The 16,781-nt window shown below is 38.3% G+C and carries 15 protein-coding genes, 6 tRNA genes and 2 other RNA genes; 18 read left to right on the top strand and 5 right to left on the bottom strand.

Annotation, left to right across the window (positions count from 1 at the left end):
- The first annotated feature begins 27 nt into the window (after positions 1-27).
- The 16 genes from AC6HZ4_RS13300 to AC6HZ4_RS13375 all read left to right on the top strand — a co-directional run bounded on the left by AC6HZ4_RS13300 (position 28) and on the right by AC6HZ4_RS13375 (position 10,841).
- The gene (locus AC6HZ4_RS13300) at positions 28-273 is read left to right on the top strand and encodes a hypothetical protein (RefSeq protein ID WP_497495485.1); all 246 of its coding nucleotides are present in this window, start codon (positions 28-30) and stop codon (positions 271-273) included.
- An 872-nt stretch (positions 274-1,145) separates the two neighbouring features.
- Positions 1,146-1,221, top strand: a tRNA-Thr gene (locus AC6HZ4_RS13305).
- Between the two features lie 41 nt (positions 1,222-1,262).
- Positions 1,263-1,345 (top strand) — tRNA-Leu (locus AC6HZ4_RS13310).
- 2 nt (positions 1,346-1,347) lie between these two features.
- Positions 1,348-1,527: non-coding RNA, 6S RNA (ssrS, locus tag AC6HZ4_RS13315), on the top strand.
- A gap of 38 nt (positions 1,528-1,565) precedes the next feature.
- Positions 1,566-1,831, top strand: an RNA gene (gene ffs, locus AC6HZ4_RS13320) — signal recognition particle sRNA large type.
- 11 nt (positions 1,832-1,842) lie between these two features.
- Positions 1,843-1,918: transfer RNA gene (locus tag AC6HZ4_RS13325), tRNA-Ala, on the top strand.
- Positions 1,919-1,924: 6 nt separating this feature from the next.
- A tRNA-Asn gene (locus AC6HZ4_RS13330) sits at positions 1,925-1,999 on the top strand.
- 6 nt (positions 2,000-2,005) lie between these two features.
- Positions 2,006-2,096: transfer RNA gene (locus AC6HZ4_RS13335), tRNA-Ser, on the top strand.
- A gap of 92 nt (positions 2,097-2,188) precedes the next feature.
- Positions 2,189-2,261: transfer RNA gene (locus tag AC6HZ4_RS13340), tRNA-His, on the top strand.
- 172 nt (positions 2,262-2,433) lie between these two features.
- Complete coding sequence (locus AC6HZ4_RS13345) at positions 2,434-3,960, top strand: FAD-dependent oxidoreductase (RefSeq protein ID WP_497495708.1); 1,527 nt, start codon at positions 2,434-2,436, stop codon at positions 3,958-3,960.
- 613 nt (positions 3,961-4,573) lie between these two features.
- Complete coding sequence (locus AC6HZ4_RS13350; protein WP_497495486.1) at positions 4,574-4,798, top strand: hypothetical protein; 225 nt, start codon at positions 4,574-4,576, stop codon at positions 4,796-4,798.
- 151 nt (positions 4,799-4,949) lie between these two features.
- Positions 4,950-7,118, top strand: coding sequence for a transglycosylase domain-containing protein (locus tag AC6HZ4_RS13355; RefSeq protein ID WP_497495709.1), 2,169 nt, complete (start codon positions 4,950-4,952; stop codon positions 7,116-7,118).
- A 325-nt stretch (positions 7,119-7,443) separates the two neighbouring features.
- Entirely contained in the window at positions 7,444-8,346 is a 903-nt protein-coding gene (locus AC6HZ4_RS13360; protein ID WP_497495487.1) for an ABC transporter ATP-binding protein, read from the top strand.
- Between the two features lies 1 nt (position 8,347).
- Positions 8,348-9,085, top strand: coding sequence for an ABC transporter permease (locus tag AC6HZ4_RS13365; RefSeq protein ID WP_497495488.1), 738 nt, complete (start codon positions 8,348-8,350; stop codon positions 9,083-9,085).
- A 5-nt stretch (positions 9,086-9,090) separates the two neighbouring features.
- Entirely contained in the window at positions 9,091-10,242 is a 1,152-nt protein-coding gene (locus AC6HZ4_RS13370) for a sensor histidine kinase (RefSeq protein ID WP_497495710.1), read from the top strand.
- Positions 10,239-10,841 carry a response regulator gene (locus AC6HZ4_RS13375; protein WP_497495489.1) on the top strand — a complete coding sequence of 201 codons (603 nt, stop codon included), beginning with the start codon at positions 10,239-10,241 and terminating at the stop codon, positions 10,839-10,841. The genes AC6HZ4_RS13370 and AC6HZ4_RS13375 overlap by 4 nt, the downstream gene beginning before the upstream one ends.
- Before the next feature lie 1,043 nt (positions 10,842-11,884).
- On the opposite strand, the gene AC6HZ4_RS13380 is transcribed toward AC6HZ4_RS13375, so the two are convergent.
- Entirely contained in the window at positions 11,885-12,316 is a 432-nt protein-coding gene (locus AC6HZ4_RS13380) for a MarR family winged helix-turn-helix transcriptional regulator (RefSeq protein ID WP_497495490.1), read from the bottom strand.
- 116 nt (positions 12,317-12,432) lie between these two features.
- Between AC6HZ4_RS13380 and AC6HZ4_RS13385 the strand changes: the two genes are divergently transcribed.
- Positions 12,433-13,020 carry an NAD(P)H-dependent oxidoreductase gene (locus AC6HZ4_RS13385; RefSeq protein WP_497495491.1) on the top strand — a complete coding sequence of 196 codons (588 nt, stop codon included), beginning with the start codon at positions 12,433-12,435 and terminating at the stop codon, positions 13,018-13,020.
- 753 nt (positions 13,021-13,773) lie between these two features.
- Here AC6HZ4_RS13385 and AC6HZ4_RS13390 read toward each other — a convergent pair.
- The 4 genes from AC6HZ4_RS13390 to AC6HZ4_RS13405 all read right to left on the bottom strand — a co-directional run bounded on the left by AC6HZ4_RS13390 (position 13,774) and on the right by AC6HZ4_RS13405 (position 15,916).
- On the bottom strand, positions 13,774-14,517 hold the full coding sequence (locus AC6HZ4_RS13390) for a DUF4386 domain-containing protein (protein ID WP_497495711.1): 744 nt from the start codon (positions 14,515-14,517) through the stop codon (positions 13,774-13,776).
- Positions 14,518-14,576: 59 nt separating this feature from the next.
- Positions 14,577-14,801, bottom strand: a complete 225-nt coding sequence (locus AC6HZ4_RS13395; protein ID WP_497495492.1) for a helix-turn-helix transcriptional regulator — start codon at positions 14,799-14,801, stop codon at positions 14,577-14,579.
- 1 nt (position 14,802) lies between these two features.
- Positions 14,803-15,249, bottom strand: a complete 447-nt coding sequence (locus AC6HZ4_RS13400) for a hypothetical protein (protein WP_497495493.1) — start codon at positions 15,247-15,249, stop codon at positions 14,803-14,805.
- Positions 15,250-15,622: 373 nt separating this feature from the next.
- Positions 15,623-15,916, bottom strand: a complete 294-nt coding sequence (locus tag AC6HZ4_RS13405; protein WP_497495494.1) for a GNAT family N-acetyltransferase — start codon at positions 15,914-15,916, stop codon at positions 15,623-15,625.
- 121 nt (positions 15,917-16,037) lie between these two features.
- Here AC6HZ4_RS13405 and AC6HZ4_RS13410 point away from each other — a divergent pair, with 121 nt between their 5' ends.
- Complete coding sequence (locus tag AC6HZ4_RS13410) at positions 16,038-16,436, top strand: nuclear transport factor 2 family protein (protein WP_497495495.1); 399 nt, start codon at positions 16,038-16,040, stop codon at positions 16,434-16,436.
- Positions 16,437-16,781 lie beyond the last annotated feature (345 nt).

The raw sequence follows: 16,781 nt of genomic DNA on the forward strand, positions 1-16,781 counted from the left end.
GAAATTCAAAATGAAGCAGGTGTTTATATGACAGAAAGAAGAGATAGTAAAGCATTCTCCATGTACCGAGCTGAGAAGCATAACAATACAAGCAAAGAAGATATCTATAATATTTACAAGGAAGAGATGCTTGTAGCAGAAGTAAGAGGTTTAGACCCTCAAACACAGCAAGTTATTCCGATGCGGGAATTAAACGATTACGAAGAAAGTAAATTACACGAATACATCGGTCATCTTAGGGATTTGCAGCAACCATCTAGAGGAATAGAATAGAGAGCCTGATCCGAGAGTAATTGTGAAACAGGCGGGTTTTCGGAATCGTCAAGAGCTGGCTGATTACATAGCGGGAAAAGGTTTTATCTGGTCGAGTGACGGGCGAAACTATATATAGTTTCGGGATGAGACGACTGAAAATGATGTAACTATGCTTAATGAAACCCATACTTTGGACACCTCGGAACTGGAGAAAAATGGAGTGCAGCCTAAGCAGTCTCCTTAATGACAGGAATGCTTATTTTCAATACATCATTTGCAATGAAAGTAATACGGAGCAGGATATGAGTAAAGAAGGTATGGGAATTCCCGCACCTTCTTTTTATAGCTGATATTTACTATAGGATTCTCAATTAGTTATATGCAGTTTTCCTATTGATGAGAAACTAGCCCTATAACTTTTCTATAGAACAACAATGATTGGTTTTTAGGAATGCTGTAGCCCTTGGTAGCAATCGGGAGAGGCAGTAGGAGATTCTAGAGAATTCAAGTTATTTTATACCTAATTAATCGTAGTTATGTTGTCTGGTTGAATGGCTAACAGTGAATTAATGAGGAGATTAATCATAGGATTTGTAATGCTTTTCTGCATAATAACAGTTTATAGTGTTGCGTATGTTTCAGTTACGTTGGTAAAGTTGGCAACAAATACATCGTAAAAGTATATTTAAAAACCTAAATGTTTGTTGTATACTGATTAAGCAATGAACGAAATGCCTTGTATATCTGCCGGTTTAGCTCAATTGGCAGAGCACGATCGAATATGCTTCGAAGGAATTACTTCAGCGTACTCATTGAGCTGCATCTTGCGTAAGCTTTCTGAAATGAGGACGACAAACAAAAGCTATTGTCTGGGCATACAAATATATTACGCCGGCTTAGCTCAATTGGCAGAGCAACTGACTTGTAATCAGTAGGTTGGGGGTTCAAGTCCTCTAGCCGGCACCATTCTATGTTACACGTATGAGGAACATAATATCTTGTATGATGCGACCGTGGCGGAACGGCAGACGCGCTAGGTTGAGGGCCTAGTGAGAGCAATCTCGTGGAGGTTCAAGTCCTCTCGATCGCATTCATGTCCTGCAATGTTCGTGATACCATTTTGTTTTGAACCGTACAATTTGAACGGGATTCCTAATTTGTTGCCTGATGCCATGCCTGCTTGTTCAGGATTGCAGGAAGGTCGATGCGCGGAAACCCACCTGCGAGAGCGGGTTCCAAAACAGAGTGGGAAACGGCATACGTGGGGATGTACCTTTAAAACGACATATCGATTCAACTAAAAATACATACCGTGATAGGCGGGGAGATAGCGGTGCCCTGTAACTCGCAATCCGCTCTAGCGAGGCTGAATTCCTTTCAGCGGTATGATGGATGTAAGGTTTGCCTTATATAAGCGGTGTTGACCTTCGGAGTCCTCGCAACAGAAACCCATGAACCTGGTCAGGCCGGGAACGGAGCAGCCATAAGTGGAATGTTCTGTGTGTCGAAGGGCAGCTCTGAACGAACTGGCTGTATGAGTACCACTTATGTCGTCATATCAATGAAAGGTTCACGGTTTTATCTTTTGGGGCCTTAGCTCAGCTGGGAGAGCGCCTGCTTTGCACGCAGGAGGTCAGCGGTTCGATCCCGCTAGGCTCCACCATAGTATTCCGCAATAGCTCAGCGGTAGAGCAATCGGCTGTTAACCGATAGGTCGTAGGTTCGAATCCTACTTGCGGAGCCATAAAATGGAGAGCTGTCCGAGAGGCCGAAGGAGCACGATTGGAAATCGTGTATACGTCACAAGCGTATCGAGGGTTCGAATCCCTCGCTCTCCGCCATTCTCCACCGTGTGTAAAAGCGAGTTTTATTATCTAAAAAAGAAGAGTATTTTTTAAATGCCTTATTATATAGATGAAGTTTTATTTTTATGGCGGTTGTGGCGAAGTGGTTAACGCATCGGATTGTGGCTCCGACACTCGTGGGTTCGATTCCCATCAATCGCCCTCAATGTTTTCAGCGTTTCTGCTTCAGCAGGGACGCTTTTTTTGTTTTTTCTGAAAATTAATGGGGAATGCAAGCAAATATGACAATAGATGTATTTATATTTAATATACTGGATAAATTATGTATCAAATAGAGCGATAGATGGAGGTGCATTTTATGACTGAACATAAAATAGAAAAGAGTAAAATGCCTCAATTCCCAGAACCTTATTGGAGAGATTTTTTAGAATTTCCGTCCTTTCCAAAGCTTGATAAGGATATTGAAGTGGATGTAGCAATAGTGGGAGGAGGCATTTCTGGAATTATAACTGCTTACTTGCTTGTACAAGAAGGGTTACAAGTAGCCCTTTTAGATGCTAGTACAATTTTAAATGGTACTACTGGCCACACTACTGCAAAAATCACTGCACAACATGACCTGATTTATGATGAATTTATTAATCATTTAGGGGAAGAAAAAGCTAAACTTTACTATGAGGCCAACAACGAAGCATTACTTTTTATTAAAAATATGGTTAAAGAGCATAGCATCGAGTGTGACTTTACTGAAGAGGATGCTTATATCTATGCAGATACGGATTCTTCTATCAGTAAAATACATCATGAATATGAAGCTTACAAGAAGCTGGGAATCAACAGCCAATATGTAGAAAGTATTCCTATCCCCTTACAGGTGAAAGCGGCAATTGTTATGAAACAACAGGCACAATTCCATCCGTTAAAATTTTTGCTTCATCTTATTCAATCTTTTGTCAAAAGCGAGGGTATGATTTATGAAAATACAACAGCAGTAAATATTGAGAAAGGAGATCGCTCAAAAGTTATAACAAGGGATGGGTATCGTGTTACATGCAGAAATGTTGTATCATGCTCCCACTTTCCTTTTTATGACATGCCTAACTTTTATTTTGCGCGCATGTATGCAGAAAGATCCTATGTACTCGGAATGAAGGCAGAAAAGGACTACCCTGGCGGAATGTACTTGAGTGCCGATTCCCCGAAACGTTCACTTCGTTATACAACTGTTAATGGGGAAAAACTTATCTTGGTCGGGGGAGAAAGTCATAAAACAGGTCAGGGAATATGCACGATTAAGCATTATGAAGCTTTGGAGGCTTTTGGGGAGGAGATCTTTGGTATAAAAGAAATCCCTTACAGATGGTCTGCCCAAGATTTAATTACCTTGGATAAAATACCTTACATCGGTCGTCTCTCAGCCGGTCAATCTAACATTTTTGTTGCAACAGGATATAGAAAATGGGGGATGACAAATGGAACCGCAGCTGCTTTATTATTAAGGGATTTAATTATAGAGAAGGAGAATCCCTACACCGAGTTGTATAGTCCTTTAAGATTTCACGCTAATCCAAGTATTAAAAACTTTATCAAAACAAATGCGGATGTAGCTAAACACCTAATTGGCGGGAAAATGGGGATTATCTATAGAACCCTTGAGGATGTAAATATTGATGAAGGTGCTGTTGTGAATGTAAATGGGAGAAGGGCTGGTGCATACAGAGATGAGAAAGGAAGCTTACATATCGTCGATACTAGCTGTACCCATATGGGGTGTGAACTTGAGTGGAATAATGGAGATCGAACATGGGATTGTCCTTGTCATGGTTCAAGATTTTCTATAGATGGTGATGTAATAGAAGGACCAGCAGAAAAGCCTTTGAAAAGAATAGAAGCAGAATAGCTCTTGATGTTTAGGGATAGTTATCATTAACCTTGCAAGGATGATAGCGGGAAAGATGCTGTAAATAAATTCCTCGTAAAATGTTATTGTGACGGGGATGTAGAAAATTCTAGATGTATGATAAAAACGGCGAGGAGGGAGACTCTTTGCCGTTTTTGTGTTTGAATGTCAAAGTAACTGCTAGGAATAAGAAATTATCTTAGCCTTACGTGTACAGGGTATACAAAAAGAAACTGATGTTATATCCACTGTCTTTTTGTTCAAGGGATAAACCACATTGTTAGGGAATCCATAAAAAGTTTTTGGGAGTTTTATCCGACCCCCTAAAAAATAAACCTTCTTGCGAATATATGTAAATGGAAGGTACAAGGGAGTGGGAGCAATGAGAATTTCTATACATGATTTTATAGTTATCTTTTCCGGCTTTATCTATGGTATTTATGAAATATTTATAGATGACACATATGTTTATATCAAAAAAATAGTAGGAATGCTGTCTTTAATTTTATCAATATGGATACTTGTTTCGTGTATAACGTCTATAAAAGACAAAACTGAACGTTAATTGCATGCTTATGCAGGAGATAAATTTTACGAAAAAGGAAGATGGAACTTGAAGGAATTTACTGTTTGCTATACTTTGGACGATGATATTAAAAGGGAAACAATAATAAAAGGGTTAGATGTAAACAGGGAAGATGTTGTACAAGAAGTATTAGAAAGGCTGGAACACAACCCGTTTTTTATTGTGGAAAATCAGAAAGAAGATTCTATTATAAACTCCTCTTTAGTACGCTATGTACGCGTTATAAAAGAGAAAGTATTAATTCAAAGATAATAATAATGTCTATAATTTAATAGATAGTAAGTTAACAAAAGGAATTACTTAACATAGTTCTTCTTCATAAGTAGATCAAACGCAGGAGAGAGGAATCATGTCAGAAACGTATCGTTCTCGTGAAGAACGAAAACAAATAGAGAAAAGAATTATGTCAGGAACGTATCATTCTCGTGAGGAACGAAAACAAGTAGAGAAAGATAAGCAAACACAACTTGGCAATAAAAAGTCCATTAAAAAAGGATCGCTCTTGAAAAAGATTTTACTTGCGTGTTTGCTGATGGGTATCTTTTCGACGGGAGCAGGGATTGCTATTTTCTTTTATATGATTAAGGATGCTCCTAAAATAGATGCTTCAAAATTAGCGGACCCGCTATCGACGAAGTTTTATGATAAAGATGGGGATTTTATCTACGAATATGGAAAGGAAAGACGAACAAAGATTACCTACGATCAAGTTCCAAAAGTGTTGGAGCTGGCATTTATTGCTACTGAAGATGCCCGTTTTTATAAACACCATGGCATTGACATAAAACGGACTGGTAAAGCCGTTTTTGAAAATTTAACTGGGGGCTTCGGGTCACAAGGCGGAAGTACGATTACACAACAAGTGATCAAAAACTCATTTTTGTCTCCTCAAAAAACATTAAAACGAAAAATACAGGAATGGTATTTAGCGTATAAGCTGGAGCAAAAATATTCTAAGCATGATATTTTAATCATGTATTTAAACAAAATTAACTTAGGGAACCGTTCTTACGGAGTTGCTGCCGCAGCGAAAAATTACTATGGTATTGAATCAAATGATTTGAAAAAATTGACGCTTTCACAGGCTGCCATGTTAGCTGGGTTGCCGCAAAGTCCAAATAACTATGATCCTTCCAAACAAGAAAACGTAGAAGCAGCTACAAAACGCCGTAATCTTGTCTTGATTTCCATGCATAGACAAGGATATATTACAAAACGACAAATGCAGGACGCGATAAAGGTTCCAGTAACGAAAGACCTTGTTCCGAAAACTAATCAAGAGGGTATGCCATATGAAGTGTTTTTGGATGCTGCAACGAAAGAAGTTGAAGGCAAATTGAAAGACGTCAATATCGGTACAGATGGTTTGCAAATTTATATGACCCTTGATCCTAAGGCTCAACAATATGCCGATCAAATCATGAATACACAAGATATCGTGAGTTACCCGAATGATCGTTTTCAAGCAGCTTTCACGTTTATGGATTCAAAGACAGGTGAAATACGTGCTATTGGAAGTGGTCGTAATGAATATAAAGCAACATTCCGAGGGAGTAATTTTGCGATTGATCTAAAGCGTCAACCGGGGTCAACATTTAAACCAATCTTTGATTATGGTCCAGTGATTGAAAACTTGAAATGGTCGACATACCATCAGGTTGTAGATGAACCGTATCAATACTCGAATGGGACACCCATTCGGAATGCTTATACTGAGTACAAAGGCTCTATGTCTATACGAAACGCTTTAGTAGAGTCACGTAACATTCCAGCTTTAAAAACAGTACAAGAAGTCGGTTTGGATAAAGCAAAAGAGTTTGCACAGTCACTTGGGATTACATTCCCAAATAATATAGTTTATGAATCTTACGCAATCGGAAGTAACCCTGTGTCTCCTCTTGAAATGGCAGGAGCATATGGTGCATTTGCAAACGATGGTGTGTATACAAAGCCTCATTTCGTTACAAAAGTTGTTTTTCCAGATGGCAGGGAAATAAGCTTTAAGCCGAAAAGTGAACGTGTTATGAAGGACTATACAGCATATATGATTACTGATATGCTTCGTGGTGTAGTAAATGCCTCTAACGGAACGGGTACAACAGCTAATGTACCAGGTCTCGACATTGCAGGAAAAACAGGAACAACGAACTTTGATGAAAAGGTGCTCAATCAATTTGGGTATCCATTTAAAGCGACAAATGATAGTTGGTTTGCCGGTTATACGCCACAATATACAATGGCCGTTTGGACCGGCTATGCGAAGAATGGTCCTGATAATTATATGCTTGGAGATACTACAAAAATCTCACAACTTATTTTTAAAGCGATGATGCAAACATTTGGGACAGATACATCCAGATTCCAACAACCAAGCAGTGTATACGCACTAAATAATGAGCTATACATTAAGGGGGTTAGTCCTGACGTTGTACCACCAGTAGCTGCACCGCCGGCAACTGTATCGCCAGCAGCACAAGTCAGTAATAAAGGAAATAATAGCGAAAACTCAGGCCAGGGCGGACATAAAGATAAGAAGGATAAAGGTAAAAAGGATAAAGGTAAGCATCATTAGAATAAGTATAGGAAAAGGATAGCTTATAGTAGTATAGCGCTTTTAAAATGATAGATTATAATCATACACATCAAAATCAGTATAATCAGCAAAAAAGGAACCAATGTTACGGTTCCTTTTTTGCTGTGCTACATAATTTTGTAATTATCAAAGATTAGCAGGCAATGAAAACACTTAAGTTATGTGCATTTAAAATGTAAAAATTCAAATCCTAATTGCCCAGCATAATATGACATTTGTCACCTGAAATTCATGACATAGCTTACTAAAATTTACCACCCTCAGATTATACAATGAAATCAAGAATCTAGGAGGTGTTGGATAAATGAACAAAGTTGTAAGCCTAACAAACGTGACGAAGTCATTTCAAAATAAAAATGCTGTTAATAAGGTATCTTTTTCGATTGGAAAGGGGGAGGTGGTCGCAATTCTTGGCCCGAATGGAGCGGGAAAGACGACGACAATCTCAATGATTTTAGGACTCCTCAACCCAACAGCAGGTGATGTAAAACTGTTCAATCACCAGCCTCGTGAAAAGAAGGCACGAGAGAAAATTGGTGTGATGCTGCAGGAAGTCAGCGTGATGCCTGGATTAAAGGTACGGGAAATTCTCGAACTGACCCGAGGTTATTATCCCAATCCGTTAGCGCTTCAAGAATTAGTAACCCTAACAGGCCTCACGGAAAAGGATTTAAAAACGATGGCAGAAAAGTTATCCGGCGGACAGAAGCGAAGACTTAGCTTTGCCTTAGCACTCGCGGGGAACCCAGAGTTAATCATTTTTGATGAACCAACTGTCGGGATGGACATTACATCAAGAAATCGCTTTTGGCATACGGTCAAGGTGCTTGCAAACCAAGGAAAAACCATCATTTTTTCAACCCATTATCTGCAAGAAGCCGATGATGCGGCACAACGAATCTTACTTTTTAAAGATGGCGTTATTGTAGCTGACGGAACGCCTGAACAGATCAAATCGAGAATTTCGAAGCAGTCTGTTTCCTTTAAGGTCAATCCTGAAATATCACTTGAAAATTTGTATCTTCATCCAGAAATCCATGATATTTTTCGAAAAAATGATCGAGTTTACATTCAAGCCAGTAATACAGATAAGGTACTTGAGCTGCTTTTCCAAGAAAAAATCGGTGCACATGAGATTCAAATTGAAGGTGGAAAGCTAGAAGAGGCGTTTGAGCAGCTGACTAGTGGACATAAGGAGGTTATATAAGGTGAAAATATTAAAACTGCAGTGTAAGGCGGAAATTATTAAGATGCTACGAAATCGTTACTATGTCTTTTGGTCACTGTTAATGCCGATTATCTCCTATTATATTTTCACTAATGTGGTGAATACAAATGCCGAGGATAAAACCCAGTGGCAGGCGCATTATTTAATGTCAATGACAACATTTAGCGTGATGGGCTCAGCAATTATGACACTCGGGATCCGAATGGTTCAGGAACGTGCCCAAGGATGGTCAACATTTATAAGAGTTACGCCACTTTCTGATACTGTTTACTTTGCTGCGCAAATGACGGCTCAATGTGTGATTCATGTACTTTCGATTACTGTTATTTTTGTCGCAGGTGCTCTTATCAATGACGTTTCACTTACCGCAACTGAATGGATTCTCAGTGGTTTATGGATATTATTTGGTTCGCTGCCTTTCCTGGCAATTGGAACGTTAGTCGGCATGATGAAAAAGGTAGAAACTGCAGCAGGTATTAGCAATTTAGTGTATATGGTATTGGCGGTGGCAGGCGGAATGTGGATGCCGTTTGAGATTATGCCAAAAACGATGCAAACAATCGGAAAATGGCTGCCATCTTACAACTTTGGTAACGGTGCATGGGAAATTATTAGAGGCGGAATGCCGGATGGGAAGAATATTCTGATTTTAGTCGCCTATTTTGTCTTGTTCATGCTATTATCAAAGTATATTAGAAGAAAACAAGAGGCAGTGTGATAACTATGTTCCATTTCAACGGGAAGCCAATCTCAATTTTTCCGAGACAAGTTGGCTTCTTTCCTTATATCTTTTTATTTTACACGTTGTTTCCCGCCTATTATTTAACGAAGGAAACAGGATTTAAACAAATCATTGGCATTGGAATGCTGCTGCTTTTCTTGGTGACATATCGTCAGCTATATTTTTACATTGGAAAAAAAGGATTTTCATATTGGTTAGCGCTACAGTCGGCAATCGTATTTATTTTTACAATGTTTTATCATCTGAATTATATATTTTTAGGGTTTTTCCCAGCAAATTTTATTGGATGGAGTCGAGAGAAACCAATATTTTTTCGCTGGCTTGTCTGTTTAGCTATTATTGAAATCGTTCCTTTTATCTACCATGTTGTTCGGACGAGGATGTGGTTCACCACTGCGGAATTGCTGTATTTTGTTCCTTTCTTGATCATTATGCTGATTTCCCCTTTTGGGATTCGTTCGATGAATAGAAGGCTGGAATTGGAGAAGCAGCTTGATCAAGCCAATCAGCAGATTAAGGAATTAGTGAAGCGCGAGGAGCGGGTGAGGATAGCTCGTGACCTTCATGATACACTTGGTCACACATTATCGCTACTTACGTTAAAAAGTCAACTTGTCCAACGGTTAACCGCGATTGACACGGAACGGGCGAGACTTGAAGCAAAGGAAATGGAGATTACCTCTCGGGCTGCATTAAAGCAGGTTCGTGAACTTGTAACCGATATGCGTGCAGCGATGATTGCAGAGGAAGTGTTGCAGGTTCAGCAAATTTTACAGGCTGCAGGGATTACCTATCAATACGATGGCGATATTGATTTTTCGGAGATTTCGCCGTTTACCCAAAATATTTTGAGTATGTGTATCCGCGAAGCAGCAACAAATGTCGTCAAACACAGTAGGGCGACACACTGTTCGATTTCTATTTTTCAGGATACTGAAAAAATAAAGATTGTCGTTCGCGATGATGGCATGGGAATAGAAAAGAAAAAGCTGTATGGAAATGGTCTGAAGGGGATAGAGGAACGGCTTGCCCTTATTGAAGGGACGCTGGCGCTTTCTAATCATAACGGTGCTACTTTGGAAATGACTGTGCCAGTTATTAAAAAAGCTGGAAGGGGAGGTGTCGTCATATGATTCGACTGTTTATTGCTGAAGATCAACGAATGTTATTAGGTGCACTAGGCTCGTTATTGGACTTAGAGGAAGATATGAAATTAATCGGTCAAGCGATGAATGGGGAAGAGGCACTTGCTTCAATTCTCGCGCTAGAGCCAGATGTCTGTTTAATGGATATTGAAATGCCGGTGAAGAATGGTCTAGAAGTGGCAGAGGAATTAGCACGGAATTCCGCTCCAAGCAAGGTCATTATTTTAACCACCTTCGCCCGACCTGGTTATTTTGAACGGGCGTTGAAAATCGGTGTCCATGGTTACCTTCTCAAGGATGGAGAGATTGACGAGCTCGCAGATGCGATTCGTAAGGTAATGGCGGGAAAAAGAGTGTTCAGTCCCGAGCTAACCTTCGAAGTCATTCGCGAAGAAAATCCACTCACATCAAGAGAACAAGAAATCTTGCGAGCGGCTGCTTTGGGGAAAACCACCAAAGAAATCACTTCCGAACTCTATCTATCATCCGGTACTGTCCGCAACTACATCTCGGAAATCATTCGCAAACTCGATGCCAAAAACCGAATGGAAGCCGTCAGTATCGCCGAGAAAAAAGGCTGGATCTAATGGATGTAGTACTCCCTTTGAGGTACATTACCGCCTGTGGACATTTAGGGTGGTCTGCCTGGGGTAATTGATAGGTTTTATGGATCCCGCTTAGCAGGTACTCATTTCGAATTTCAATTTCTTCGATTAGTTTCATTTTCAATATCTTTTGCAAGTACAGCTCTTATGTCGCACTGACTCCACCAGGGCTGTTTTTGCTTTTTATCTTCTATAATTCGTGTTTTGTCGGCGGATTCCAAAGTTAATAGCTTTAAAAAATGCTCTGAACATACCTCTTTTTTGGTAGGAAAAACGTAAGCATTTCGTTGCGAACCAGTAAAATTCATTTTCTGGAATTTTTGTGAATTGGTATAAATGAAGATGGTTCCAGTGGATGATAGCTACTAAATGCAGAGGAACTTATAGTTTTACTGCAGCTCGCTTACGGAACGTGGAGATTAAGATTTTGCTACTGTTACTATATAATAATGCGCTTTTTGTATTTTTTGAATATTAATTATTAGTTTTTACTTTTAGGAGGTTGTACATTTCTATTTTTTCGAGAGGCATGCAGTTATATAAACAATTTATTTATTAATCCTTCGGTGCCCATCGGGGGTGTATACGATGCTATTTTAATCAATAGCTCCATTAGATGGATGACGAACAATGTACAAATCAAAACTCATAAATTACAATACAAGTTTAATGGTACAGAGGACTTATGAAAAGATAATAGAGTTGATAAAAAAGCTACAGGCAAGATAGTGTTGAATAGGTAATACCTATTACCCGAACAGATGTTGACATGTTGAATGAGCAACATCAGCAGCTCGCAAGGCGTTTTAGATTAATCGGACTGAACCTTATCATAAGTATAATGAGGTAATTAATTAGTATAAAGGAACGCTTTTCACGTTGAAAGGCACTCCTTAATAGTAATATAAAAAAATTAGATTTTTAAACAAGGATGATAAATAAACTATTTAGCTTCATCGATTGAAAGTTAATTGGTATTGTATAACCATCTTTTAATCGATGAAGTGTTGATAGTTAACTTATGTTTATGGATGAAATAATTTTTTTTGAAGAGTATAGATTGCATGTTCAATCTCTTCTAAATCTTCTTTAGAAGCATTTTGTATTCGATTTAGAAAACGGGTTTCAATTGTAGCAAATGCTTCATTCATTACAACTTCCCCATCTTGCGATAGGTGAATATATTGTTTTCGGCGATCTTTGCTATCAATTATCTTCTTAATTAATTTTTTCTCACTTAACTTGCTAAGCTCACGACTAGTATTTGACATAGACATATTTAGACAATCGTTTATTTCACTAGGAGTGACAGGTTGACTAACTGCAATAAATTCAAGAATGTTATATTGAACTTGCGAGATTGAATTTGGCTTTGCATTTTTCGTTAATTCATTTGTTACACGATGAACAGAAGTTGTAAATGATACGAGTTTGTAAAAAAGTTCTTTTTTATCCATTCTCTCACCTCTTAAAGACAAGATAACAAAATGGTTATCAAAATACAATTATCAATTGATAATTAAGTTTGAGGATGCTACAATTTAGTTATCAATTGATAATTAAGAGGTGCCTTATGAAACTGTTAATCATTTATACTTATCCCAACCATAATAGTTTAAATTATGCATTTTTACAAAACGTTATCAGAGGCAGTAAACAGAATCCCAATATTAAAGAGTTACAGATCTTAGATTTATATGATGAGGGTTTTAACCCACTTCTAGTGTTTAATGAGCAAAAACGAAGACGTGATATGCATACTGATCCTAATATTGAAAAATATAGACAACAAATTACATGGGCTGACAAGATTGTTTTTATCTATCCTATTTGGTGGGGAAGACCTCCCGCGATGCTTTTGGGATATATTGATCAATTGTTCGCTTCCAATTTTGCCTATAAAGATAAGAAGGGATATTTCCCGGAAGGGCTATTGAAAGGAAAGTCCGTTATATGTATATCTACCATGAAGGGTCCTACGCATTATCCATTTTTTTGGTTGAATAATGCACATAAAATTCTAATGAAAAGAGCCTTATTTAATTTTGTGGGAATCAAGAAAGTGAAGTTCTTTGAATTTGGGAATATGGAAAGTCCAAAAGGAAACCAAATGAAAAAACTAGAAAAGATCTTTAAGTATTTTAAAAGACTAGACCGCTAAGATAACTCGATACCTCATTTACATATGTCACGGAGAACCCTATCATAAAATGACGGCGAAACCTTGAATAATATGCTTAAGTAAAGTTGAACTCTACCATGCCATTGCGAAGCAGGATTCGATTTAAAATAACCTTTAGAAGTGGATAGATGATAATGAGTTTATAAACAAAGTCAAGGGATTATTGTTTCCCCTCTACTTTTCAAGAGTTAGATAAAGTAAGGTGAAGAGATAAACAGGTGTTGCATGTTGAAAGAGCAACATACAAGGTGGAAATATGCTGCAAAACAGAGAATTGAATTAATGATTGAAGATGAGTTAATACATATATGAACTTTTCTTGTGCTAAACGGAGGATATTTGAATTGTATTTGGCAATTAAGAAATGTCGTTTACGGCAGTATATTTTTTGGATTGAAAATAAGCCACAATGCACAAGCTCTGCATAAAATCTTGTATATTGTGGCTTATTAATTATTATTGCTTTTTTCATTAAAGCCCCCGTTAGCCTTCCATGAAGCGCAAAAATCAGCGCTTCACCACAGAGAATGAAAATATACTGAACTGTCCATACTGGTTTTTAATTCAGTCAATCCAATCCATAGATTCATGAATTGTGGCTCTCTCTATTTTTTTAACGAATCAGATGGGTCTTCTTTGGTTTTGTCTTTTTTTCGAAGTTAGAGGAGTTTATTTTCATGGTAGAAATCCATCTTACTAAGTCATCCCCCGCGCACTGCAACAAATCGATTTTTAAGAATCCGCATTAATTAGGTGTGTGCTAATATCTCGTCGCTTTCTTTTTTCAGACAGGGAAGCAAGTGCAGATTCATTGAATCCTTTAACGAGGAGCCATACGGCTAAAATCATTTCATTAGCTGCTACTGGCAGCGCCATAATACCACCCCAAACAGAAATTTGTTGAATGACACCGAACATGACTAACAAGGCACAAATAAAAACAGTCGTTGCCCCTGTCATACCCAAGGTTGATATAAACCTCGGTACGAGTTTGGATTTATAAAATATATAACTGTACATCATCGTATTTATACCTAGCATGAAAAGGGGACCAAGCATAAATGTCCAAGCATGGATTGCTTTTAATATTATAGCTGAAGTTTGAAAAGATGCAGTATCCGGGGCTCCTGCTGCTACAAATTCCCTACTTAAGGTCAATAGGGACAGTACACTGATTACACCAACAGTAATTATAATTGCTTCAAGAAACCTGAAGCAAACATGCCAAAGAGCTATAGTTTCATTATACTTTCTTAAAATGGGAAACATTGTAGTTGCAGTACCAACTGCTGAAACGACAAGAATTAACTCCATAAGCGCTCCCAGTATCACCTGGTTGGCGTGTTCTGAACCTTTAATCAGGTAATCGGGACCTTTTAGGATAGGATTGTATAAATTAAGACCTGCTACCGCCGTAACAGCCGCAAGTATAAAAAGCACCCCTACAATTTTTGCAGCTTTTTTGTTTGAATTCATTTTTTTATCCCCTTCTTTTAATAAATTCAAAAACGGTAAAGCAAAAACAATCATCGTTCTTACAGCTTTGTATTGTCCCCATAAAAGAATACCTCTTCCAACGGTAAGTTAAAGGCGCGAGCAATGCGAAAAGCCAGTTCTAGAGATGGGGAATAGTTTCCCTTTTCAAGAGCCATGATTGTTTGTCTTGTTACGCCTACCTTGTCAGCCAATTGCTGCTGGGTCATTTCATCATGGTTGAATCGTAATTTGCGAATGTGATTGCCGACAAGATTTTTGCCCATATTAGACTCCTCTCCTATAGTGATAAAGTTTCGTAACGGAGCCGGTCACATCGGAAATAAATCCTGAAGTGATCAGGATAATGAACATCACCTGTGACGGCTGATAGATGATCAGCGATCCCATTGCAAGAAGAAAGCCGATGATAAACACAAAAAAAGAATTTCGGTTTGCTTTCAGGTCAATTAATTTATCCAGTTCATCCGCGAATTTTGGTTCCTTTTCTTTGGTAGTAATTCTAAAGACGATGTTAAAAATAATGCTGATAATGATGTGCGAGACTATTGAAACCAAAGTCAAGATGAGGACGAAGGAACCCCAATAGCGAAAGGTTTCGGCCGACTCCAGCCCCCCTTCCGGGTACTGCGGGTACATGTACAAGCAATAAGATACGAAAATGAGTATGGTGCTGATCAACGATACGATGCTTTTCTTTTCTTGATAGGTCATGATTTACACCTCCCGTATGTTCCATTTTATACCAGGTTAAGTCTGGTATACACAATGTAATATAAACTTTACATAAAGTCAACTATATATTACTTTCAATATTTCGGAAACCGCCTAAAAGGGCAGTGTTCCGGCCTTCTGGAGACACAACGGGTTAGGGAATTTAAGAAACGAACGACCGTATAATCGATATCTGAGCTGCAAAGCATCAACAAAAAGCAGACCAAACAATGGTTGGTTTTTAGGAGTGCAGAAATGCTTGTGGCACATGGGAGGTGCTTAAGGTAGCTTGAACAGATTTTAGGTTGGTTTTTACCTATTACCCGAACAGATGTTGACGTGTAGGCTGAGTAACATTGGAGTAAGGAGAAGGCTAAGCAATGTAGAATCCCTTATCTGTGCTTTCAAAACCATGTCGAGGGTAATATTCGATTGTAGTATCCTCTGATATTAAGGCAATTGCAACACCTTCTCCTAAGCATTCATGTAGTAGAAGAATTAATTCTGTGCCAATTCCTTGTTTTTGGTAGTCTTGGTCTACGGATAATTCTGAAAGGTAACAAACATAGACAAAGTCGGTAATTGTTCGAGCAATTCCCACGAGTTTATCTTTGTCCCAAGCAGTTATATTTAAGAATGACTTTTTTGTTGACAAGCCGTATTCCATCAAACTTCCTCAACCCTGTAATTCTATAAGATGAAGTCATGGCTCCAATAATTGACATAGATTCGTATTTACCTTAAAATTTCAAAAACAGTAAAACTTTTGAAATGAAAGGATGATTGGGATGAATAAGGAACAGCAGTTTGAAGCGACCCTCTCCCTTAAAGAGAAGGCAGTATCGTTTCTACAACTCGTAGCATCGGGGAAAGTTCGCGAAGCATACCTGAATCACATAGGACCTGGCTTTTGCCACCACAATCCCTTTTTTCGTGGCGATGCAGAGTCACTTATGCTCGCGATGGAAGAGAATGCAGCAAAAAACCCTCAAAAGATACTTGAGGTCAAACGTGTTATCCAAGAGAGAGATATCGTTGCGGTTCATTCCCATGTGAAACAGAATCCAGAAGACCTTGGGGGGGCTGTTGTCCATATCTTCCGCTTCCAAGATGAGCGTATTGTTGAATTATGGGATTTAGGTCAACCCATACCAGAGAATTCCCCTAACGAGAATGGCATGTTTTAACGTACTAAAATGAACTTGCTGAAAATACTAATTTTCACGGAAAATAATCACAAATTCTATGTGGATAAATTACTTGGAGTGAATTAATAAAACAATAATTTATTATTTAACTAAGGATAAGCTTTAGTTGAACAAGAAACTAAGAAACTTAAAAATAAAAACCTGAAACTTCCGCTTTCGGATGTTATAGCAACTTTTTTATTAAGACTATAATTTTTCTTTGTTACTCTAGATATAATGTGAAATTTAAAAATAGTAGAGGGACATCTCGTAGATTATTGATGTGACAGGGCATGGAAACCAACAAGGGAGTTTGTCTCGAAGCACTCTGTATTGATTTCGTTA

This window comes from Ectobacillus sp. OTK, assembly GCF_059698935.1.

What these genes read in the sequence shown, in the direction of transcription:
- AC6HZ4_RS13300 (WP_497495485.1), top strand. Translation starts at nt 28, where the DNA reads ATGACAGAAAGAAGAGATAGTAAAGCATTCTCCATGTACCGAGCTGAG.
- AC6HZ4_RS13355 (WP_497495709.1), top strand. Translation starts at nt 4,950, where the DNA reads ATGTCAGGAACGTATCATTCTCGTGAGGAACGAAAACAAGTAGAGAAA.
- AC6HZ4_RS13360 (WP_497495487.1), top strand. Translation starts at nt 7,444, where the DNA reads ATGAACAAAGTTGTAAGCCTAACAAACGTGACGAAGTCATTTCAAAAT.
- AC6HZ4_RS13370 (WP_497495710.1), top strand. Translation starts at nt 9,091, where the DNA reads ATGTTCCATTTCAACGGGAAGCCAATCTCAATTTTTCCGAGACAAGTT.
- AC6HZ4_RS13375 (WP_497495489.1), top strand. Translation starts at nt 10,239, where the DNA reads ATGATTCGACTGTTTATTGCTGAAGATCAACGAATGTTATTAGGTGCA.
- AC6HZ4_RS13380 (WP_497495490.1), bottom strand. Translation starts at nt 12,316, where the DNA reads ATGGATAAAAAAGAACTTTTTTACAAACTCGTATCATTTACAACTTCT.
- AC6HZ4_RS13385 (WP_497495491.1), top strand. Translation starts at nt 12,433, where the DNA reads ATGAAACTGTTAATCATTTATACTTATCCCAACCATAATAGTTTAAAT.
- AC6HZ4_RS13390 (WP_497495711.1), bottom strand. Translation starts at nt 14,517, where the DNA reads ATGAATTCAAACAAAAAAGCTGCAAAAATTGTAGGGGTGCTTTTTATA.
- AC6HZ4_RS13395 (WP_497495492.1), bottom strand. Translation starts at nt 14,801, where the DNA reads ATGGGCAAAAATCTTGTCGGCAATCACATTCGCAAATTACGATTCAAC.
- AC6HZ4_RS13400 (WP_497495493.1), bottom strand. Translation starts at nt 15,249, where the DNA reads ATGACCTATCAAGAAAAGAAAAGCATCGTATCGTTGATCAGCACCATA.
- AC6HZ4_RS13405 (WP_497495494.1), bottom strand. Translation starts at nt 15,916, where the DNA reads ATGGAATACGGCTTGTCAACAAAAAAGTCATTCTTAAATATAACTGCT.
- AC6HZ4_RS13410 (WP_497495495.1), top strand. Translation starts at nt 16,038, where the DNA reads ATGAATAAGGAACAGCAGTTTGAAGCGACCCTCTCCCTTAAAGAGAAG.